Origin of the sequence: Paenibacillus sp. FSL M7-0134 (assembly GCF_038007865.1) — a bacterium.
Classification (GTDB): domain Bacteria; phylum Bacillota; class Bacilli; order Paenibacillales; family Paenibacillaceae; genus Paenibacillus; species Paenibacillus polymyxa_B.
Genome location: NZ_JBBOXV010000001.1, coordinates 1,201,065 through 1,226,388 on the forward strand (window position 1 = coordinate 1,201,065; position 25,324 = coordinate 1,226,388).

Below are 25,324 nucleotides of genomic sequence, written 5' to 3' on the forward strand. Positions count from 1 at the left end.
AGGAGTGAATGAGATGAATGACATGCAGTTATATGATTTAACAAATGCGCAGAAGCGTATATGGTATACCGAATTACTCTACCCAGATACGTCAGTGTCACAGCTTTCCGGTACAGCTAAGATGAAGGGGCATATCAATATTGCTGCCTTTATGCAGTCCATTAATTTGATTATCAAACAGTATGATGCGTTCCGCATCCGTATTACCTCAGTGGATGGAGTGCCTCAGCAGTACGTCGTTCCTTATGAAGAGAGACAGCTGGAGTGCCTGGATCTTAGCCACTATGAAAGTGTATCTGAGGTGGAAGCCTTACTTGAGCAACACAAAAGCAAACCCTTGCCCCTGCTGGATTCTGAGCTCTTCCAGTTTTTAATTGTGAAGATTAGCGAGGAAGAGTATTGGATTAATATCAAGATGCACCATATTATTTCTGACGGAATATCAATGGTGGTCTATGGCAATCAGCTGACAGCATTTTACATGGAGTTAATTCAAGGAAATGAACCGAAGCTGGGCGACGATTGCTCGTATATTCAATATATTGCTGATGAGAATGCATACGAACTTTCTGACAGATACCAAAAGGATAAGGCTTACTGGCTGGATAAATTTTCTGATTTGCCTGAGCTTACGGGTTGGAAGTCATATAATCCGTTATCTTTAAGCACCCACGCCGTTCGGGAGCATTTTACCGTACCAGAAGTGCTATATCACGAGCTGCAAGCATTTTGCCAACAGAACAGGATTTCTTTGTTCCAGTTCTTCATGGGTGCGATGTATATCTACATACACAAAATGACGAATCAGCCGGATGTGGTGATTGGCACTTCGTTCGCTAACCGGGGGAACAAAAAAGAGAAGCAAAAGATAGGTATGTTTGTCAGCACCGCTGCTGCCAGAACATACGTCAAAAAGGATATGGATGTGTTGAGCTTCCTGCAGGATGTAGCCAGAGATCAGATGTCAGTCCTGCGGCATCAGAAGTATCCGTACAATCAGTTAATTCAGGATCTTAGAGAAATGCATGGTAACAAGGATATTCAGCGGCTTTTTGGCGTTTCAATGGAATATCGTCTTATCAATTGGGTTGATTTGGATGATGTGCGCATTTTGACGGATTATGATTTCTGCGGGGACGAAGTGAACGATTTCGTGCTTCATATCGTGGAGATCCTGGATGAAGGCGAACTGGTACTGGATGTCGATTATCGGACGGAGCTGTTTGAACGCAGTGAAGTTAAGGACATGGTTTCCCAGTTGCTTACGATCGCCGAGCAGATCATTCATTCACCTCAGCTTTCTATCGCAGAGGTAAACTTATTGGGTGAACCAGAAGAGCAATCCATTTTGGCTCTTTCGGAAGGCGCTGCAGTCGATTATCCACGTGAGAAGACCATCCATGGCTTATTCGAGGAACAAGCCGAGCGCACGCCAGATCACGTAGCCGTTCAGATGGACGAACAGAGCATTACATACCTAGCTCTAAACGAGCAGGCTAACCAGCTTGCGAGATATTTGCGCTCCGAGGGTGTAGGAGCAGATACGCTCGTAGGGATTATGGCTGACCGTTCCTTGGAGATGGTCATCGGGATGTTGGCCATTTTAAAAGCAGGTGGTTCCTATGTACCGATTGACCCTGATTATCCCGAAGAACGTATCCATTATATGCTGGAGGATTCAGGTGTCCGTCTGTTGCTTACCCAAAGTCATCTGTGGGAAAGTACCACTTTTGACGGAAAGCTTGTGAGCCTGGACGATTCTGCAACGTATACAGGAGATGCCTCCAATCTGGAGAGTATTTCAGGACCAAGCCATCTGGCCTATGTCATCTACACGTCGGGTACAACCGGCAAGCCGAAGGGCACGCTGATTGAGCATAAAAATGTAGTTCGACTGCTCTTTAACGATAAAAATCTATTTGATTTTACATCTCAGGATACGTGGACGCTATTCCATTCGTTCTGCTTCGATTTCTCCGTTTGGGAGATGTACGGAGCGCTTCTTTATGGAGGGAAATTGGTGATTGTTCCATCTCTCACAGCCAAGAGCCCAGCAGCTTTCCTGGAGTTGTTGAAAGACAACCAAGTCACCATTTTAAATCAGACGCCAACGTATTTTTATCAGGTGCTACAGGAAGAGTTAACGCACTCTTCGACAGAGCTTGGCCTTAGGAAAATCATTTTTGGTGGAGAGGCCTTAAGTCCATCTCTTCTGAGAAACTGGCGGGTCAAGTATCCTGATGTGCAGCTGATTAATATGTACGGAATTACGGAAACAACAGTCCATGTCACCTACAAGGAAATCACGGAACATGAGATTGAAGCGGGGAAAAGCAATATTGGCAGAACGATCCCCACACTTAGCGCTTATATTCTCGATGAGCAAAGACGGCTGCAGCCTGTTGGGGTTCCGGGAGAGCTATACATTGCAGGGGACGGTCTTGCCCGTGGGTATTTGAATCGGCCGGATTTGACGTCTGAGAAATTCGTTGAGCATCCGTATCGGGCGGGAGAGCGGCTGTACCGAACTGGGGATCTTGCTCGTTGGTTGCCTGATGGCAATATTGAATATTTGGGACGGATCGACCATCAGGTCAAAATTCGCGGCTACCGAATTGAGCTTGGCGAGGTAGAAGCCCAAATTCTCAAGGCTCCGAACGTACGAGAAACGATTGTCCTCGCACGGGATGACGAACAGGGCCAAAAATTGCTGTGCGCCTACTATGTAGCCTCCAGTGATCTTTCGCCGGGGGAATTGCGGTCTCAGCTGGCAGCGGAACTCCCCGCTTACATGATTCCTTCTTATTTTGTCCGGCTGGAGCAAATGCCGCTTACGCCAAATGGCAAACTGGATCGCCGTGCGTTGCCGGCTCCTGAAAGCAGCGTACAATCCGGCGAGGCTTATTTGGCTCCGAGAACTGCTGTGGAAGCTCAGATGGTACTCATCTGGCAAGATATCTTGGGAGTTACTCGCGTCGGTGTCAGAGATAATTTCTTTGAAATTGGGGGTCACTCTTTGCGGGCAACAGTGCTCGTTTCACGGATTCACAAAGAATTGGGATGTAGCATTTCGCTGCGTGAGGTGTTTCAGTCACCTACGGTCGAATCCTTGGCGCAACTTGTGAAAAAACACATTCCGACCCTGTACGAATCCATCCCGCGGGCAGCGGAAAGCGAAGCTTACCCAGTGTCCTCAGCGCAAAAGCGGTTATACGTGCTGAGACAGATGGACGGGGGAGAGCTTAGCTACAATATGCCAGGGGTCTTCACAGTGGATGGACCATTGGATCGCACGCGGCTGGAGTCCGCGTTCCAGGCACTGATCCAGCGTCATGAATCCCTGAGAACCGGCTTTTATATGCAGGATGGAGAGCTTGTTCAGCGTGTGCATAGGAATGTGCCGTTCGCGTTGAACTACACAGAGGCTTCGGTGGAGGAGACGGATACGCTCATTCACAACTTTATTCGTGCCTTTGATCTGAGCCAGGCTCCATTACTGCGTGTTAGCTTGGTGAAGCTCCAGGAGGAGCGTCATCTGTTGCTGTTTGATATGCATCACATCATTTCAGATGGGGTTTCTATTCAAATATTGATACAGGAACTTACTCATTTGTATCAAGGAGAACAGCTACCAGAACTGCACATCCAATACAAGGATTATGCCGTATGGCAACGGGAACAGTCAGAGAATCAATGGCAAGATCTTGAGAAATATTGGCTGCAATCCTTTGAAGGAGAGTTGCCGGTATTGGATTTGCCTACAGACTTCCAACGACCTTCGGTTCGGAGCTTCGAGGGTAGCCGAATTGATTTTACATTGGATGAGTCTGGAAATAAGGCGATACAAGAACTTGCATCCCGTACAGGTACTACACTGTATATGGTATTGCTGGCCGCTTATTCGGTACTACTGCACAAATATACAGGACAAGAGGACATCGTCGTAGGTTCTCCAGTAGCCGGAAGACCGCAGGCTGAGCTTGAGGGCATCATCGGAATGTTTGTCAACACACTGGCCTTGCGCAGCTACCCGGCAGGAGATAAAACCTTTCAGGATTATCTTCTGGAAATCAAGGAAACGGCGCTCAAGGCGTTTGAGCATCAGGATTACCCTTTTGAAAAATTGGTCGAAAAGCTGGGCGTAGGACGTGATGTCAGCCGCAATCCGCTCTTTGACACCTTATTGGTATTACAAAATACCGAGCAGGAAGAGCAGGATATGGACGGAGTGCACTTTACTCCTTACTTGATGGACACCGTCACAGCCAAGTTTGACCTGTCCCTCAATGTAGAGGAGAAGGGATCAAAATTAGCCTTTGGCCTCGAGTATAGTACGGCTTTATATCGGCGTGAAAGTGTAGAGCGACTTGCAACGCACTTGCTCCGGGTTCTGCATGCAGTCTCGGCCAATCCTCAGTTGCAACTGGCCGAGATTGAAATGATCACACCGGAGGAGAAAGTACAAATCGTTGAAGTATTTAACGCGACATCGGCTCCTTATCCAAGGGACAAGACCATTCATGAGCTGTTCGCAGAACAAGTCAAGCGTACACCAGAGCAGACGGCGCTTGTATTCGGCGATGTCCAGCTAACGTACCTTGAATTGCAAGACAAGGCGAGCCGACTGGCCCAAACACTGCGTCGTTTGGGAACGTTGAGGGAGCAGCCTGTGGCCGTAATGGGCGGACGAAGCATCGAGATGGTCATTGGTATGCTCGCGGTGCTTCAGGCAGGTGGAGCCTATGTGCCGATTGATCCTGATTACCCGGAAGATCGGGTACGTTATATGCTTGATGATTCCGACGCCAAGCTATTATTGGTGCAAAAGGGCGAGCTTATAAGTGTAGACTACGGTATACCGATTGTCGATCTTAGCAGTGAAGAGGCTTATGCTGCTGAGCCTGCCCAGCCGGAGACGGCTCAGGGATCGCAGGGGCTTGCTTATGTCATCTATACATCGGGTACGACGGGTAGACCGAAGGGCGTTATGGTTGAACACCGGAACGTGGTCCGTCTGGTCAAAGAGACCAACTATGTGGAGCTGAATGAATCCACACGAATTTTGCAAACAGGAGCCGTGGCCTTTGATGCTTCTACATTTGAGATATGGGGAGCGTTGCTTAACGGTGGGCAGCTCTATTTCGTAGAGAATGACGACATTCTGATTGCTGATAGGCTCAAAGCGGCTATTGCCAAGTACGGGATTACAACATTGTGGCTTACTTCACCCCTTTTCAATCAGCTTTCCCTGCAGGATGAGTACCTGTTCAGAGGGCTAAAAGCATTGTTAGTCGGCGGTGACGTACTGTCTCTATCTCATATGAATCGTGTAATCGAGGCTAATCCTGATCTTGTCCCTATCAATTGCTATGGTCCGACAGAGAATACGACCTTCTCCACCACCTACAAGATTCCAGGTCGTGCCGAAGGGGGTGTGCCGATTGGTCGCCCAATTAGTAATTCGACCGCTTATGTGGTCAATGGATCGCTGCAATTACAGCCTATTGGTGCTTGGGGTGAACTCATTGTCGGCGGTGAAGGTGTAGCACGCGGATATCTCAATCGTCCTGATCTCACAGCAGAGAAATTTGTTCCTAGTCCTGTTAAGGACGGAGAACCCTGCTACCGAACTGGGGATTTGGTACGCTGGCTTCCAGATGGGAATTTGGAGTTTAAAGGAAGAATTGATGAGCAGGTCAAAATACGTGGTTACCGCATCGAACTCCCTGAAATCGAGGCCCAACTGGCCAAGGTGGAGTCGGTAATCGACGCCGTAGTGGTCGTTCGCGCGGATGAGCTTGGAGAGAAGCAGCTTTGCGCTTATTATGTGGCGGATCGTACGCTCACGGCAGGCGAAGTACGTCTTTCCCTATCGCAGGTACTTCCGGGCTATATGATTCCATCCTACTTTATCCAGATGGACCGTATGCCATTAACGTCAAACGGAAAAGTGGACCGCAGGTCTCTGCCGGCTCCTCAAGTAGGCGCGCATACAGGACGGAAGTATACAGCTCCTCGTACACCGGCTGAAGAAGCTTTGGCATCTGTCTGGCAAGGGGTACTGGGTGCCGAACAGGTGGGTATCCATGACAATTTCTTTGAATTGGGTGGAGACTCCATAAAAGCTATTCAGGTGTCGTCACGGTTACTGCAGGCCGGCTATCGGTTAGAGATGAAACAGCTGTTCAAATCGCCAACCATTGCCGAGCTAGGCGCTGAAATACAAACGGCTGTGCATATGGCTGAACAGGGAGTTGTGCGTGGAACGACTCGCTTGACTCCAGTCCAACAGTGGTTCTTTGGACGGAAGCAGGCAGAGCCTCATCACTTCAATCAAGCGGTTATGCTGTATCGTGAACAGGGATTTGAGGAAAAGGCCTTGCATCAGGTGCTAAGAAAACTCGCTGAGCATCATGACGCCCTTCGCATGGTTTTCCGTCAGACAGAGCATGGCTACGAAGCTTGGAATCGTGATCTTGAAGAAGGAGAGCTTTATAGCCTGTTCACCGCTGATTTACGGAATGAATCCGATCCGGCTGCAGCCATTACATCGCTGTCGGATGACATTCAGCGCAGTATCAATCTGGCAGAAGGTCCGCTGCTGAAGTTAGGACTTTTCCATTGTCAGGATGGAGACCATCTTCTGATCGTGATCCACCATTTGGTGGTGGACGGAGTATCCTGGCGGATTTTGTTCGAGGATATTGCAGCAGGCTATGAGCAGGTGATTCAAGGACAAGCGCTGACATTCCCGCAGAAGACGGATTCCTTCCGTGACTGGGGAGACGCCCTTGCTCGTTATTCGGAAGGTCCTGAAATGGAGACTCATCGGGAGTATTGGAGGGAGCTGGAGAATCAGCCACTCGAACAGTTGCCGAAGGATGAGGCTGTGGAAAGCCTTCTTTTACAGGATAGCAAAGTAATAACAGCACAATGGACTATAGAAGAAACCGACCAATTGTTGAGAAAAGCCCATCGTGCTTATCAAACAGAGACGAATGATCTGCTATTGACTGCTCTGGGCATGGCGGTATCCAAATGGTCTGGCATCGGAAAGGTTGCTGTGAATCTGGAAGGACACGGTCGTGAGCCGATTATACCGAATATCGACATCACCCGTACCGTAGGCTGGTTTACAAGTCAATATCCGGTGATTTTAGACTTGGGGGATGACCCAGAAGTGGCCTCCTTGATCAAGTCTGTGAAAGAAGGGCTGCGCCGAATTCCGAACAAAGGTATTGGCTACGGGTTGCTTAAAACGATGGCAAGTCAGTTGGATGAAGACAGCTTCAGCTTGCAGCCTGAGATTTCTTTTAACTATTTGGGGCAATTTGATCAGGATTTGCAAGGCAGCTCGTTGCAGATTTCTCCTTATCCGACCGGAAGCGCCCAAAGCTTGTTGGAGGAACCAGCCTATACGCTAGATATCAATGGCATGGTGACGGACGGAGCCCTGACTCTGACGATTACTTATAACGGAAAACAGTATAAGTTATCTACGATGGAACAGCTCGCTGGATATATTGAAGAAAGCCTGCGAGAGCTTCTCCAGCATTGCGTAACCCAAGAGAAAACCGTATTGACACCAAGCGACGTGCTTGCGAAGGGTCTAAGCATTGCCGATCTGGAGGAGCTTTCTAAGCAGACCAGCCACATAGGCGATATTGAGAATGTATATAGTCTGACTCCGATGCAGAAGGGCATGCTGTTCCATGATATGTTTGAGCCGCATACAGGTGCTTATTTTGAGCAGGCTGCCTTTGACTTTAAGGGTAGCTTTGATCCGACTGCATTCGGACACAGTCTGGATGCCGTGGTGGAGCGTCATGCCATCCTGCGCACGAACTTTTACAGCGGATGGGGCAGCGAGCCTTTGCAGGTTGTATTTCGACACAGAGGCGCTAAATTGGTGTACGAAGACCTGCGTGAGATGAATGCATCGCAGCGCGAAGCTTACCTGAAGACATTTGGTGCTAAAGACAAAGCACAGGGCTTCAACCTAGCTGAAGACGAGCTTCTCCGTGTATCAATTTTACAAACAGATGAAGAGAGCTTCCGCCTCTTATGGAGCTTTCACCACATCGTCATGGATGGGTGGTGTGTTCCGTTAATTACGCAGGAGGTATTTGAACACTATTTTGCCCTCCTGGAAGGAAGAGAGCCGCAGCTGGCAGAGGTCCATCCGTACAGTCGATATATCGAATGGCTGGAACAGCAGGATGAAGCAGTTGCGTCCAACTATTGGAGCCGATATCTGGCCGGTTACGAGCAGCAGACGCTTTTACCTCAAGTCGGTGGAGCAAGTAAGGGAGAAGGCTATGTAGCAGAAAAGCTGAATTATCCTCTCAGCAGGGAATTGACTGAGCGCCTTGAAAAGGTGGCCAGGGATGCTCATGTCACGATGAATATATTGCTGCAGTCCCTCTGGGGCATTGCGCTTCAACGCTACAACGGTAGCCGGGATGTCGTGTACGGAAGTGTAGTATCAGGCCGACCAGCAGAAATTCCGGGCATTGACCGGATGATCGGTTTGTTCATCAATACGATTCCCGTTCGTGTGAAGACAGAGGAGAATCTCCCCTTCACCGTTCTGATGAAGCAGCAGCAGGAACAATATATGGCTTCTCATATGTATGACACCTACCCGTTGTTTGAGATTCAGGCTCAGACGGATCAGAAGCAGGATCTAATCTCCCATATTATGGTGTTTGAGAACTATCCTGTGGAGGAGGAGGTAGAGCGTCTGGGTGGTGGCGAGGCTGCCTTTGAGATTGAGGAAGCGGAGCTTCTTGAGCAAACGAATTATGATTTTAATTTAATTGTCCTCCCTGGCGAAGAGATGAGATTGCTGTTCCAGTACAATGCACTTGTTTATGACCAAGTGACAATTGGGCAAATCAAGGGCCATCTGGTTCACCTTATGGAACAAATTGTAGAGAACCCTGCTATTTCCGTGGATGCACTAGAATTAGTCACGCCGCAGGAGAGAGAACAGATTCTGAACGTATGGGGAAATACAAAAGGCATTTACGAGCACTGTAACACGTTCCACGGGCTATTGGAGGAACAGGCGGGACGAACGCCGGATGCGACTGCCATTTGGTTCGAGGACGAGAGTCTGACCTATGCCGAGCTCAATGCAAAAGCCAATGGACTGGCCAGAAGGCTCCGTACTCAGGGAATCAAGACGGGAGATCTGGTGGGACTGATTGCTGAACGGTCGCTCGAAATGATCGTTGGGATCTACGGCATTATGAAAGCCGGGGGTGCCTATGTTCCAATCGATCCAGAGTATCCGAAAGAACGAATCAGTTACATGCTTGAAGATTCCGGGGCGAAGCTAATCCTTACACAGGCCCATTTCTTGGAGCATCTCGGATGGACGGAAAATGTTTTGCTGCTGGATGAATCATCGACCTATGATGCCGACACCTCGAATTTGGAGGATACTGCTGGCCCGGATGATCTGGCTTACGTGATCTACACTTCAGGTACGACCGGTCAGCCTAAGGGCGTATTAGTCGAGCATCGGGGACTACCAAATCTTTCGGACGTATATGGGGCACACTTTGAAGTTACACCGCAGGATCGGATCGTTCAGTTTGCAAGCCTGTCGTTTGATGCATCGGTTTCGGAAATTTTAACGGCGCTGAGCCATGGGGGTGTTCTGTGCATCCCTTCTACAGAAGATATTTTAGATCATGCCCTGTTCGAGCAGTTCATGAACGATAAGGGGATTACGGTAGCGACTTTGCCACCCGCTTACGCTATCCACCTTGATCCAGAGCGTTTGCCAACACTGCGGTGCCTGCTAACCGCTGGATCGGCCGCATCGGTCGAGTTGATCGAAGAGTGGAGGAAGCATGTACGTTACTCTAATGGCTATGGCCCAACGGAGGACTCCGTATGCACCACAATCTGGTCTGTCCCGGACAGTGAGGAAGCAACGGATATTGTATCTATTGGACGACCTATTGCTAACCATAGTGTGTACATCTTGGATGACCATTTTAGATTGCAACCTGTCGGTGTAGCTGGAGAGCTATGCATTTCGAGTATCGGATTAGCACGGGGGTATCATAACCAGCCTGAGTTAATGGATGAGAAGTTCGTGGACAATCCGTTTGCTCCAGGAGAGCGTATGTATCGGACGGGTGACCTGGTTCGCTGGTTACCGAATGGAACCATCGAGTACTTAGGCCGAATAGATCACCAAGTCAAAATCCGCGGCTACCGTATCGAGCTAGGCGAGGTAGAAGCACAAATGCTCAGAGTGCCGTCCGTTCAGGAAGTCGTAGCCATGGCTGTAGAGGGCGATGACGGCTACAAAGATCTAGTCGCTTATTTCGTAGCTGCTCAGAAACTTGAGGTATCCGAGCTTCGGGCCGTCCTGTCGGAGATATTACCTGGATATATGATCCCTTCCCGCTTCATACAACTGGAGGATATGCCTCTGACGTCGAACGGAAAAATCGATCGAAAAGCGCTGCAGGGCGAGCGTGGATGGGCAGCGGCTTCATCTGAGGCTCCAAGGACACCTGTGGAAATTCAATTAGCCGAAATCTGGCAAGAGGTGCTGGGTGTAGAGAGCGCGGGAGTGAAGGATAATTTCTTCCATTTTGGAGGTCATTCACTGCGTGCAGCCCTGCTAGTCTCACGAATTCGCAAGGAAATGAATCGCGAGATTAGTCTGAGAGCAGTGTTCGAGTCTCCTACTATTGAAGGATTGGCTCGTGCCATTGAGGGCTATACACCGCTGAATTTCGAAGAAATTCCTACAGCGGGAGCGAGAGAGCATTATCCATTGTCCTCGGCCCAAAAACGACTGTTTATTCTAAGTCAGCTGGAAGGTGGAGAGCTGAGCTACAATATGCCGGGTATCCTTACCGTTGAGGGAGCTTTGGATCGGGAACGGCTAGAGCAGGCATTCCGTCGTCTAATTCATCGTCATGGTTCGCTGCGTACTCGTTTTGTGACCGTGAACGGTGAACCTGTACAGCAGCTCCTGACGGATGTTCCGTTTACTGTGGAATATGCGGAGTTGAGCGAGGAAGAGGCAGGAGCTACCCTTCAGCAGTTTGTCCGTCCTTTTGATTTAGGTGTAGCTCCATTGCTGCGGGTCGGCCTTATTCGAATTGCACATGAGCGCCATTTACTATTGTTTGACATGCATCATATTGTCTCAGATGGGGTTTCTATGAATATTCTCATAGAAGAGTTTCTCCGCTTCTACCAAGAGGAGGACGTATTCCCTGAACTACAGATCCAGTACACAGACTATGCTGTATGGCAGCAAGAGCAGCTCGGAAGCGAGCGTCTTAAGGCCCAGGAAGCTTACTGGCTGGATGCTTTCCGCGGAAGCTTGCCAGTGCTGGATTTGCCAGGGGATGAAGTTCGTCCTGCGGTGCGAAGCTTTGCGGGCGATCGAATCGACTTCCAAATTGATTCTTCTCTGAGTGCTTCACTTCAGGAGCTGGCTACCCGAACGGGTTCCACTCTGTTCATGGTACTGTTGGCAGCCTATACAGCGCTCTTGCACAAGTACACAGGTCAGGAAGATGTCATTGTCGGTTCACCTGTGGCAGGAAGATCCCATGCGACACTCGAAGGCCTCATCGGTATGTTCGTCGGCACAGTGGCACTTCGTACTTATCCAGAAGGAGAGAAGCCTTTCGAGGCTTATCTGCAGGAAGTGAAGGAAACAGCGCTGCGGGCCTATGAAAACCAGGATTACCCGTTCGAGGAGCTGGTAGAAAAGCTGGAGCTTCAGCGTGATTTGAGCCGTAACCCGCTATTTGATACCATGTTTGTCCTGCAAAATATCGAGCAGGGAGAACAAGAAATAGAAGGATTGCGCTTCACTCCTTACGATAATGTACATCCGGCTGCCAAGTTCGATCTCACGCTGACCGTGAGTGAAGCAGACGGGGTATTGAACTGCACGCTTGAGTACGCGACTGCGATCTACAAACAAGAGACTGCCCAGCGGATGGCAGGCCACTTTGTACAGCTTATTCGGGAAGCCGTCTCCAATCCGGGAATGCCGTTGTCATCCCTTGATATCGTGACACCTCAGGAAAAATCAAGGCTGATGAAAGCGCCGGACGAAGCCAAGGCAGATTATCCTCGTGACAAGACGATCCATGCGCTGTTCGAGGAACAGGCTGCACGTACTCCGAATGCAGTGGCAGTCGTATGTGAAAATACAGCCCTGTCCTACAGCGAGCTGAACGAGCGGGCCAATGGACTTGCCAGAATGCTAAGGGAACGTGGTTTGCAACCAGACGGTTTGGCTGGAATTATGGCGGATCGTTCCCTTGAAATGGTGGTCGGGATTTTAGCCATCTTGAAGGCAGGCGGAGCCTATGTCCCTGTAGACCCTGAATATCCAGAGGACCGCATTCGCTTTATGCTTGAGGATTCGGGAGCCAAGCTACTGCTGACACAAGCGCATCTGGAGCAACGTGTCTCCTTCGCTGGGGACATCGTAAGTCTGGATAAAACGGCTTCCTATAAGGAAGATGTCTCAAACCTGCAGCCTGCAGCCGGACCGGAGCATCTTGCCTACGTCATCTACACATCGGGCACGACAGGCAAGCCAAAGGGAACGCTGATCGAGCATAAAAATGTAGTTCGCTTGCTCTTTAATGATAAAAATATGTTTGATTTTGGTCCTCAGGATACGTGGACACTGTTCCATTCATTCTGTTTTGACTTCTCTGTATGGGAAATGTACGGAGCATTGCTGAACGGAGGACGGTTGGTCATCGTTCCATCGCTTACCGCGAAGAGTCCAGATCGTTTCTTGCAATTGCTTAAGGATCAGAAGGTCACCGTTTTGAACCAGACACCGACGTACTTCTACCAGTTGCTACAGGAAGAGCTTGGTCATCAGGCGGCAGAACTGAGCCTCCGTATGATTATCTTCGGTGGGGAGGCATTAGCCCCGGCCCTGCTCAAGGAATGGAGAACGAAGTATCCGCAAGTACAACTCATTAACATGTACGGCATTACCGAAACGACCGTGCATGTAACCTACAAGGAAATTACAGAGTTGGAAATTGAACAGGGTCGCAGCAATATCGGCACCACGATTCCGACGCTGCGGGCGTACATTTTGGATGAACAACGTCGTCCACAGCCGATTGGCATTCCGGGTGAACTCTATGTGGCGGGCGTAGGCCTGGCGCGAGGTTATCTGAACCGACCGGAATTGACGGAAGAGAAGTTTGTCGCTCATCCGTTTGAAGCGGGCGAGCGCATGTACCGCTCGGGTGACTTGGCACGCTGGTTGCCGGATGGAAGCATGGAGTATTTGGGACGGATTGACCATCAGGTAAAAATCCGTGGTTACCGTATTGAGCTGGGCGAAGTGGAAGCGAAGCTGCTCCATGCTCCGTCTGTAAGGGAGGCCGTTGTGCTCGCCCGGGAGGATGGAAGTGGACAAAAAGTGCTTGTCGGCTATTTCACTGCCGATCAGATGCTGACGGTAGGCGAGTTGAGAAAAGCCTTGGCTGCCGAACTGCCGACTTATATGATTCCATCTTACTTTATGCAATTGGAACAGATGCCTTTGACACCCAATGGCAAGCTGGATCGCAAAGCGCTTCCGGCTCCTGAGGCCAATGTGCAGACTGGGGCGGTTTATGAAGCGCCGAGAAACGCAGCTGAGGAAGCTTTGGCTTCCGTATGGCAAGGTGTGCTGGGAGCGCAGCAGGTCGGCATCCATGATCATTTCTTCGATCTGGGTGGTGACTCCATCAAGGCGATTCAAGTGTCCTCGAGATTGTTCCAAGCTGGATATAAATTAGAGATGAAGGATCTCTTCAAATATCCGACAATTGCCGAGCTAAGCCCGTATCTTCAGGCAGCTGGACGTATAGCGGAACAGGGCGAAATTAAAGGTGCAGCAGAGTTAATGCCAATTCAGCGTTGGTTCTTTGAACGCCATACAGCGGAGCCGCACCATTATAATCATGCCGTCATGCTCTATCGGAAAGACGGCTTTGATGAGGCTGCACTCCGGTTGACAATGGACCAAATTGCGATCCATCATGACGCGCTGCGCATGGTTTTCCGGCCTACAGAAGCTGGATACGCAGCTTGGAATCGGGGAACGGACGAAGGCGAGCTCTACACATTGGACATTGCCGATATGCGGCAGGCGGAAGACCAGACAGCTGCGGTTCAGGCCCAAGCCGATGCCATTCAGGCAAGCTTTGACTTGGAAGGTGGCCCACTGTTCAAGCTAGGCCTGTTCCATTGTGACGATGGCGATCATTTGTTGATTGTCATTCATCACCTCTTGGTTGACGGCGTATCCTGGCGCATCCTGTTTGAGGACATTGCAGCGGGGTACGAGCAGGCATGGAATGGACAAGCAATCGTCCTTCCACAAAAGACCGATTCGTATCTTGTATGGTCTGAGCAAGCGACGAAGTATGCAGCAGGGCCTGCTCTGGGCAAGGAGCGTGCATACTGGCAGCTGATTGAGGAGGCGATTTTGGCCCCACTGCCGAAGGATGAGGATCAGAAGCCGGGCACCATTCGGGATACTGAATCGGTTACGGTAACGTGGTCTGCGCAGGAAACTGACCTGCTGTTGCGACAAGCGAACCGGGCGTATCATACGGAGACGAATGACTTGCTCTTGACTGCTCTGGGGGCAGCCATTCAGCGCTGGACAGGCATGGAGCAGATTTTGGTCAATCTTGAAGGACATGGACGGGAAATGATCGTACCAGACCTGGATATTACCCGTACCGTGGGTTGGTTCACAACCCAGTATCCAGTTCTGCTGAACCTGCAAGGCAGACAGGAAGTATCTGCGCGAATCAAGCGCATCAAGGAGAATTTGCGAGAGGTTCCGCATAAAGGAATCGGCTACGGTCTTCTGAAGTATATGGCACCGGAGAAAAGTGTTGGATTCGGCGTGGAGCCGGAAATTTCCTTCAATTATCTTGGGCAGTTTGATCAGGATTTGGAGGGTAATGCCCTTAGCCTATCCACACATTCAGTTGGTAAAGCGCTCAGCGATCTCACACCACAGCAATATGCTCTGGATGTGAATGGCATGATTGCCGAAGGCCAGCTATCACTGACGATTACGTACAGCAGCAGGCAGTATCGTAAGGAGACGGTGAGTCATTTTGCTGAATTATTACAGTCAAGCCTTAGTGAGGTCATCCGTCATTGTGTAGCTCAGGAGCGTACACAGCTTACACCAAGTGATGTTCTGTTCCAAGGATTAACATTGGAGCAGCTTGATCGACTCACGGCGCAGACGGCTCATATCGGAGAGATTGAGGATGTGTACAAGCTGACGCCAATGCAGAAGGGAATGCTGTTTCACAGCCTGCTGGAGCCGGACTCCTCTTCATACTTTGAACAGGCAACGTTTGAGCTGCGTGGTAGCTTCGATGTAGATATCTTCTTCGAGAGCTTCCAGGCTTTAGTGCAACGACATGCCATACTACGTACCGGCTTTTACAACAACATTGCTGATGTACCGCTGCAAGTTGTCTTTAAGCAACGGTTAATCCCTCTGCACTACGTAGATTTGCGCGACGCATCTATGCAGGAACAAGAAGCCCGAATCAAGGCTTATATTGCTGAAGATATGGTTAAGGGGTTCAGCTTGTCAGAAGATCCGCTGATGCGAGTGACCGTCTTGCAGAAGGATCAAAGCTGTCTTGTATTGTGGAGCTTCCACCATATTGTCATGGATGGCTGGTGTATCCCGATCATTACACAGGAGCTGTTCGATTATTATTCTGCCAAGAAACAGCAAATACAGCCTGTCCTGCCGCCAGCTCAGCCCTATAGTCGTTATATCGAGTGGCTTGATGCACAGGATGATCAAGAAGCTTCAACGTATTGGAGCCAATATCTCGAAGATTATGACGGGAATACTGTATTGCCGGAAGGTAAAACGAAATCTCAAGCCAAAGAGGCGGGCTATGTTCTGAATGAGCATGTTCTCCATCTGGGTGCATCCTTGACCGGTAAAATGGATGTTGTTGCGAAGCGCAATCACGTGACAGTCAACACACTCATGCAGACAGCTTGGGGACTGATTCTCCAACGTTATAATGCCAGCTCGGATGTCGTTTTCGGCGGCGTTGTGTCGGGTAGACCTGCTGAGATTGCAGGGATCGAAAATATGGTGGGTCTGTTCATTAATACAGTACCTATCCGTATACAGTCATCCAAAGACGAAGCCTTTGTCGAGGTGATGAAACGTACACAGGCACAGTCATTGGCTGGTCGTGCCTACGACACCTATCCACTGTATGAGATTCAGGGGAAAACAACCCAAAAGCAGGACCTGATTTCTCATATTATGATCTTTGAAAATTACCCGCTCGACGAGCAGGTGGAGCAATCGGGGAATCAAACGGAGGACAATCTCGAAGTCGCCAACTTCACCATGTTTGAACAAACCAACTATGACTTTAACCTGGTTGTAATTCCAGGCGAAGACATCAAGGTCTGCATTCGCTATAATGCTTCGGTTTACGAGCAAGAAAGCATTGCACGAATCGGAGGACACTTGTTGCAGATGCTCGATCAGGTGGCTGCTCGTCCGCAGGCGACGATACAGGAACTGGAGATTGTAACATCTGAGGAACGGATGAACCTGCTTGACTGGGGCGGCAAGGCCCATACCTATCCAAGTGATCAGGGTCTGCATACCTTGTTTGAAGAACAGGTTGTCCGTACGCCGGATAAGATTGCGGCAGTAAACGGCGACATCCAGATCACGTATCGGGAGCTGAACGAGCAGGCGAACAGACTAGCTTCCACCTTGATAGACCAAGGACTACGGAGTGAACAAGTGGTAGGTCTGTTGGCAGATCGGTCTGTAGAGCTGCTTGTCGCCATCATGGGTGTACTCAAAGCGGGTGGAGCCTATGTACCTATTGATCCTGAATATCCGCAGGAGCGGATTCAGTATATTCTGAAGGATTCTGGCGCTGAAATTCTGCTCACACAGAGCCACCTGACGGAGTTGGCCTCTTTTGAGGGAACGGTTATGGAATTGGATTCCCCGCACATCTACGGAACCGAGGTGGATAATCCCAATATTCCTGTTGGAGGAAACGATCTGGTGTACTTAATCTATACCTCGGGTACAACCGGAAATCCGAAGGGAACCATGATTAACCACAAAGGGATCGTGAACTACATCTGGTGGGCCAATAAGGTCTATTGTGCTGGGAAACCAACGGATTTCCCGTTGTATTCATCCATTTCGTTTGACTTGACGATGACATCAATGTTTACTCCGTTAATAAACGGAGGAATAGTGCGGATTTATGATGGTATAGATAAAGCGGAGGTTGTTCAGCATATTTTGCGCGAAAATGCGGTCGATATTCTCAAGCTGACGCCAACGCATCTCAGTCTGATAAAAGACATGACCATTCCAGCGGAAAGTCGTATTCAGCAACTCATTGTGGGCGGAGAAAATCTGACCACACATTTGTCCAAAACGATTACCGACCTCTTTGGTGGCAACATCAAAATCTACAATGAATACGGTCCGACCGAAACCGTCGTCGGCTGCATGATTCACCTGTACGATCCTGCGAAGGATACACGGGAATCCGTACCGATTGGGTTGCCGTCCGACAACATATTCATCCATATTCTGGATGATCAGCTTCGTCTCGTACCGTTAGGCGTGGAGGGCGAAATGTACATCGCCGGGGACGGGGTAGCCCGTGGATATCTGAACCGTCCTGAGCTTACCGCAGATAAATTCATTAGAAATCCGTTCGCTTCGGAAGGAAATATGTATCGCACTGGGGATTTGGCTCGTCGCCTTCCTAATGGAGACATTGAGTACATTGGACGCATTGACCATCAAGTTAAAATACGGGGCTATCGTATTGAGCTTGGTGAGATTGAGGCCAAGCTGCTGGACATTCCACTTGTCGAGGAAGCTCTCGTTGTTGCGTGGGCAGATGCTCATGGGCAGAAATCGCTGTGTGCTTACTTCGTAGCTGATCGCGAAATGTCTGTCAGCGAGCTGAGAGACGAACTGTCTGCCGGACTGCCTGCATATATGATTCCGTCTTACTTCGTCCAACTGGACGTGATGCCTCTGACACCGAATGGCAAGCTGGATCGCAAGGCACTGCCTGAACCGAACTCGGGTATAAAGGCGGGAGCAGACTTTACCGCTCCGCGGACGGATGTGGAGAACATTTTGGCTTCAATCTGGCAAGGTGTACTCGGCGTGCCGCTTGTCGGCATTCATGATAATTTCTTTGAGCTTGGAGGTGACTCGATCAAATCCATTCAAGTATCCTCAAGGCTTCTTCAAGCAGGCTATAAGCTTGAAATGAAGGATTTGTTCGGTTATCCGACAATTGCAGAGCTGGCACAGCGCGTTAGTGTGGTCAGCCGAATTGCGGACCAAAGCGAGGTACACGGAGCGGTAAGACTGGGACCTGCTCAGCACAGATTCTTCGATGAACAGTCAATGGATCTGCATCACTTTAATCAGTCGGTCATGTTGTACCGACGGGATGGCTTCAATACCGATGCGCTCGCCGAGGTTGTTCGGAAAATTGCAGAGCATCATGATGCTTTACGACTGGTGTTCCGCCAAGGAGAGCAGGGGTTGGAGGCCTGGAACCGGAGCGTGGGTGAGGGTGAACTCTATAGCCTCCAAATCCACGACCTGCGGGCTGAAACAGACCCGGCTTCAGCAATAGAAGCAGGTGCGGAAGCCATTCAGCGCAGCATCTCTCTGGAGGATGGACCTCTCTTTAGACTGGGTCTGTTCCGCTGTGTGGAAGGCGAACATCTGTTGATCGTTATTCATCATCTGGCTGTGGATGGCGTATCCTGGCGTATTCTCTTTGAGGACCTGCAGGAAGGCTACGAGCAGGCAGTACGTGGAGAAGCGGTCAAGCTTCCACAGAAGACGGATTCGTACCGTGCATGGGTTGAGGGAATCACACAATTTGCAAACAGCCCGGCGGCTGAACAAGAACGCAGCTATTGGGCAGAGGTAGAGGGAGATGGCTTTGCCCCTCTTCCAAAAGACAAGGTAGACGGCGCTCTTCTCATCAAAGACAGTGAGGCTGTCACGGTTAGATGGTCACCAGAAGAGACAGAGCAGTTCCTGAAAGAAGCGAACCGCACTTACAATACGGAGGTCAACGATCTGCTCCTGACGGCTCTGGGTATGGCTGTTCACGAGTGGACGGGAATCGAACGTGTAGGCATCCTTCTGGAGGGACATGGGCGGGAGCCTGTTGTGCCGGAACTGGATATTACTCGTACAATAGGCTGGTTTACAAGTCAATACCCTGTCGCCCTTGAGATGGGAGGGGAATTGGAGATCGGCGCCAGAATCAAGCACGTCAAGGAAGGGTTGCGTCGTATCCCGAACAAAGGTGTCGGATATGGTATTTTGAAATATTTAAGCAACGGTTCCGATGTCTCCTCCTTCTCGGCTGAACCGGAGATTACCTTCAACTACTTGGGACAGTTCGACCAGGATCTTGCAGGAGGGACGATGGAAGTATCGCCTTACTCAGTAGGACCTGAGGTCAGTGAGCAGATGGTGCAGCATCAGGCATTGAACATTAATGGACTGATTGCCGAAGGACAGCTTCAACTTTCGGTTAGCTATAACCGTCATCAGTTCCACGGGGAGTCTGTGGCTAAGTTTGTTGGCATTCTGAAGAACCGTCTCAGCGAAGTCATTGGACATTGCGTAAGTAAGGAAAGAACAGAACTTACACCAAGCGATGTACTCCTCAAAGATATCAGCTTGGAAAAAATCGAGGAGTTAGAAGAGCAGACACGACATATCGGTAGTATTGAAAATATGTATAAACTGACACCGATGCAAAAAGGAATGTTGTTCCACAGCTTGCTGGAGCCTCATTCGGAAGTCTACTTTGAGCAGGCCAAATTTGAAATTCAGGGAGCATTCTATCCTGAGGATTTCAAACGCAGCTTAAAATATCTGATGAAACGGCATGCCATATTGAGAACCAATTTCCATGCCGGGTGGGGCGATTTCCCTATTCAGATTGTGTTCAAAGAAAGAGCGTGTGACTTCGTGTACGAGGATCTGCACGAGCTGGAAGCCGATGAAATTCAAGCGCGTCTTGCAGCTTATACTGCTCAGGACAAAGCAAGAGGCTTTAATCTTGCTGAAGAAGCATTGCTGCGTGTTGCTATTCTACGTACAGCAGAAGAGGCTTACCATTTGCTGTGGAGCTCTCATCACATCATTTTGGATGGCTGGTGTATGCCGCTTGTGCTCCAGGAAGTGTTTGAGACGTATGGGGTTCTGCGTGAGCAAAGGGAACCTGAGCTTCCTGCAGCTGTATCGTACAGCCAGTATATTCAATGGTTGGAGAAGCAAGGCGAGGAAGAGGCATCCTCTTACTGGAGAGGGTACCTGGAAGGATACGAGCAGCAGACGAAGCTGCCACAAGCCATCACACAGCCATCGGCAAAAGCAGAAGCCTACGTGTCGGAGAAGCTGGTATTCACGTTGGATGCGGAACTGACCGATCGCCTGGAACAGGTGGCCAAACAGCATCAGGTGACGATGAATACGCTGATGCAAGCAGCCTGGGGAATCGTGTTGCAGCGTTACAATAGAAGCCAGGATATCGTCTTCGGAAGTGTGGTATCGGGAAGACCTGCCGAGATTCCGGGTATCGAAAGCATGATCGGTCTCTTCATTAATACAGTTCCGGTTCGGGTACAGGCCGAGGGAAGCGATTCGTTCTCCCATGTGATGAAAAGACAGCAGGAATTATATTTGGCAGGACATGCTTATGATTCCTATCCGCTCTATGAGATTCAAGCACAGAGCGAACAAAAGCAAGATTTGATTTCTCATATTATGGTGTTCGAAAATTACCCAGTAGAAGAGCATTTGGAAGAGAAAATTGCCAGTGAAGAGGCTGAATACAAAATTACGGATGTTCAGATGTTTGAACAGACGAATTATGATTTTAACCTCATTGTGCTGCCGGGTCGTAATCTGGAGTTCTTGTACCGTTACAATGCCCGCGTCTATGATCGGGAGAGCGTGGAACGAATTCAAGGACACTTGACGAGAATTCTGACAAGCGTTGCTGTTCAACCTGCTATCCGTATTGATGAGCTGGAGCTGATCACGCCAGAAGAGAAATCGCAGATTATAGAGGTGTGGGGCGATACAGCAGCTCCTTATCCGCGTGAGCAGACCCTTCACGGTATATTTGAGGAAAAAGCAGCACTCACACCGGATTGTACAGCACTTATTTACGGTGAAACGGAGCTTACCTATGGAGAACTTCATCAGCAGGCGAACCGCCTTGCACGTACGCTGCGTGCCCAAGGGGTCAGACCGGACCAACCAGTCGGCATCATGGTCGAGCGTTCGCTTGAGATGATCATTGGCATTCATGCCATTCTAAAAGCTGGCGGGGCCTATGTACCGATTGATCCGGAGTTCCCAGAAGATCGTATTCGCCACATGCTGGAGGATTCGGGAGCGAAGCTTCTGCTGACGAAGAACCATCTCAAAGATCGTTTTCCGTTCACTGGCACGATCCTGGCACTTGATGATCCGCAGGCGTATCATGCGGATAGCTCGAATCTGGAGCCAATTGCGGGGCCGGAGCATCTGGCGTATATCATTTACACGTCAGGTTCAACCGGCAAGCCGAAAGGGGTAATGATTGAACATCGCTCTGCCGTCCATACGCTGAGTCAGTTGGAAGCTGAATATCCGATGTTGGCAGGTGACCGATTCCTGCTCAAAACGACATTCACCTTTGACTTCTCCGTACCGGAGCTGTTCTGTTGGTTCTTTGGACAGGGGACGCTCGTGATCCTGCCACAAGGCGTGGACAAAGACCCGATGGCACTGCTAGGGGCCGTGGATACGAACCGTATCACGCATCTCAATTTGGTGCCGTCGATGCTCAGTGTGCTCGTTCAATACTTGAAAGAAAGCGGCACCCAAGGATTCCTTACTCTGAAATATCTGTTTGCCTGCGGCGAGACGCTGCCTGCCAAACTTGTGGAAGAGTATTATAAAGTATCTCCTTACGCAGTACTGGAAAACATCTACGGTCCTACGGAAGCAGCCGTATATGCGACTCGGTATACAACGAGCCTTGAGACTGCGGCTCTAACGCATGTGCCAATCGGCAAACCGTACGCTAACGTCCAAGTATGGATGATGGACAGCGCTTCTCAGGTATCACCTGTGGGGGTACCGGGAGAACTCTGCATTGCGGGCGAAGGGGTAGCGCGGGGGTATTTCAACCAGCCGGACCTGACGGCAGAGAAGTTCATTCCTCACCCGTACAAACCGGGAGCACGGATTTACCGAACGGGCGATTTAGCCCGATGGCTGCCGGACGGGAATATTGAGTATTTGGGACGGATCGATCACCAGGTAAAAATCCGGGGTTACCGCATTGAGCTGGGAGAAGTGGAAGCACAAATTTTGAAAGTGCCATCTGTGCAGGAAGCGGTTGTTCTTGCACTGGCTGATTCTACTGGAAGTACTCAGCTTTGTGCATACTTTGTGGCCGAAGAGGGGCTTACAGCGGGCATACTACGCGAGGCACTGGCCAGCGAGCTGCCAAGCTACATGATTCCGACTGCTTTCGTACAGTTGGCACAAATGCCGCTGAATCCGAATGGCAAATTGGATCGCAAAGCGCTACCGGCACCGGAAACACTTCTGCGGAGCACAGCGGAGTATATCGCGCCGCGTACGCAGACAGAAGTAGAGCTCGCTCAGATTTGGTCCGAGGTGCTCGGCGTACAGGAAATCGGGATCAGGGATCATTTCTTTGAACTTGGGGGCCATTCCCTGAAAGTATTGGGCTTGATCCAAAGGATCTCGTCCGGTATGGGCGTCCAGCTCCCACTCCAAGTCGTGTTTAATCTGCCGACTGTGGAAGAAATGGCGCATGAAATTTCCAAGCTGCAGGCAACAACTGCTGCTAATGAAGAGGAAATGGAAATTATCCGCTTCCCAGGGAAAGGAACGCTCAAAGTGTTTTGCTTCCCTCCACGGGTGGGCCACTCTCTGGGATACTATGAGATGGCCAAGGAGCTGGAAGGGCTTTGCGAGGTGTACGGGATGGAATTTATCGGCGATCGTTTCCAGGGTCAAGATATGCTGGATCGATACATCGATGCCATCGTGGATATTCAAGCAGAGGGTCCGTATATATTCCTGGGATACTCACTTGGAGGAAACCTCGCCTTCGAGGTAGCTAAAGCCATGGAAAGCCGAGGTCACCATGTTAGCGACCTTATTATGGTAGATGCTATGAGAAAGATGTCCAAGGATGAATCGACACCGGAGGAGCTTGAAGAGATTGTCGAGATGGTACTGGACAGCATTAGGGACCAGTACAAAGCGTTCCTTGCCGATCCAGTGGACAGGGAGCGAGTCATGGACAAAATGTTGGTTTACTCCGTCTACCGCGATGAGCTTATTAACTCAGGTGAAGTTCATGCGAATATCCATGCTCTAATTGCAGAGGATGATAGTATTGGTCCGGATACATCATTAGATAAATTGTTATGGCAACAGGCGACACTTGGTCAATACAAAGAATACGAAGTCATCGGAACGCATGATGTGCTGCTTGATTCCGGTTTTATTGGGGAAAATGCTAAAGTACTGAGACAGATACTTGGCAAGGTCACAGAGGCCTCATCTAAAAACAAGCCCATTTTGTCCTAAGCTCAATCAAGCATAATAAGTGTTAGGCAGCAAAGACGCCCGAATTCCTTTATATAGAAGGAACTCGGGCGTCTTTTATTTTTTTATGCTGTTTAACATATAAAGTCCCTAATCATCTGTGTATGCTTTAGACATGGTTGACTGAAAGTGTCTTGTGTCGGTGATGAGTTCACGGATGACTTGGATGACAAGCTCCGGTTGATCATGGATGATCATATGCTCGCTCTTCTTGGCAACAATAAATTTGCTGTTTGTAGAGATGTTAAGCATCTCGCGCTGTCCCATTTGCCAGCTTTGTTCGATCTGATCATTTCCGCGTTTACTAATACCGAACTGAGTCAAATCTTGTTGAATGCCCCGGGCAATTACACGTACAGGGAGATTACCCAGATGCTGTCCCCGTATGGCATCTTCGGTAGTGCTTGCTAGATCACCCTCCTCCGCAACAGATCGAAAGTATTTAGAGGAAGCGACAATATTCACAAAAGATTTTCTATCTTGATATTCGACCCGACCCGTTAGCATTAAATTGGGGAACAGGCGAAAAGCCCCTGACTTTTCTAGGAGAATGGATATTAACGGGGAGGGATTGACTTTAGGCCGTTCCTTGGCATAAATCTCATTTGTCCGGCGAGCGTCATTCTCAGGCCTGGCATCCACCAGAACCAATCCTGCCACTTCGTCTTTGTATGTCTGCGCGTATAGTCTTGAGTACATCCCTCCAAGGGAATGGCCTACCAGAATATAAGGAGCTTGGATGTCTGCGTTTTTTAAGGCGACATGAAGCTCTCGAACGATGTTTTCCCCGGTTCGTGGAGTAGCAGCCTCCTCGCTCCAGGCATAGCCTGCCCGGTCATAGGATACAACAGTGGCGAATGATGACAGTTTTTCGGGAATATCTCTCCATGACAGGCTACTTTCCCCGCTCCCTGATTCAAGCAATATTGTTGGAGAGCCGTTACCGAGTTTACGAATATGGAGTCGATAACCCCCGGCATCGACCAATTCCCCCGGAGGTGGGTATTGTGATTTATCCTTTTTGGATGCAATCCACTCATACACAAATCCTGAGATCACGAAAAGCAGTAAGCAAGAGATGATAAGAAACACAATTCTCGTCCATGTTCGCCTTCGTTGCTTCATTAGCAAATCTACTCCTCTATACAGTTATAATTAATCATTACCTAAAGTTGCGTGAAACAAAGCTGCTATCGCATGGTTTGTTGCTAGCTCCTTATCTTTTTTACCCATCCTTTCTTTGTCAAATCATCAATATTAAAGAAAAAGCAGAATATGCACTTGAGTTGTAATGAGCAACACGCGTATTCGAGATCATTGAATGGATCTCACGTCGTTCTTGGATGCAGATAACTAAGTCCATTTAGCAAAAGTACAGAGTACACAGGATGTCATTACAACAATAAAGATAGTAAAAACAATTTATTAAAAAACGGTTGCATTTAAATATGCGGAGTGGTATACTCTAATTCCGGCCAAGAAATACAATATTGCGAGCGAGTGTTACAAAAAAGATTTGAAAAAGTGCTTGCAAAGTTGGTTCGGAGATGATATGATATAAGAGTT

The 25,324-nt window shown here is 49.4% G+C and carries 2 protein-coding genes; one reads left to right on the forward strand and one right to left on the reverse strand.

From position 1 onward, the window contains the following. Window positions 1-13: 13 nt before the first annotated feature. Entirely contained in the window at window positions 14-23,740 is a 23,727-nt protein-coding gene (locus NSQ58_RS05310) for a non-ribosomal peptide synthase/polyketide synthase (RefSeq protein ID WP_341056991.1), read from the forward strand. Between the two features lie 108 nt (window positions 23,741-23,848). Here the strand turns inward: NSQ58_RS05310 and NSQ58_RS05315 are convergent, their stop codons facing one another. Then, window positions 23,849-24,883 carry an alpha/beta hydrolase gene (locus NSQ58_RS05315; protein ID WP_071559521.1) on the reverse strand — a complete coding sequence of 345 codons (1,035 nt, stop codon included), beginning with the start codon at window positions 24,881-24,883 and terminating at the stop codon, window positions 23,849-23,851. Window positions 24,884-25,324 lie beyond the last annotated feature (441 nt).

Bases quoted from the DNA above. Each gene is read 5' to 3' on its own strand.
- NSQ58_RS05310 (WP_341056991.1), top strand. From the start codon at position 14: ATGAATGACATGCAGTTATATGATTTAACAAATGCGCAGAAGCGTATA.
- NSQ58_RS05315 (WP_071559521.1), bottom strand. From the start codon at position 24,883: ATGAAGCAACGAAGGCGAACATGGACGAGAATTGTGTTTCTTATCATC.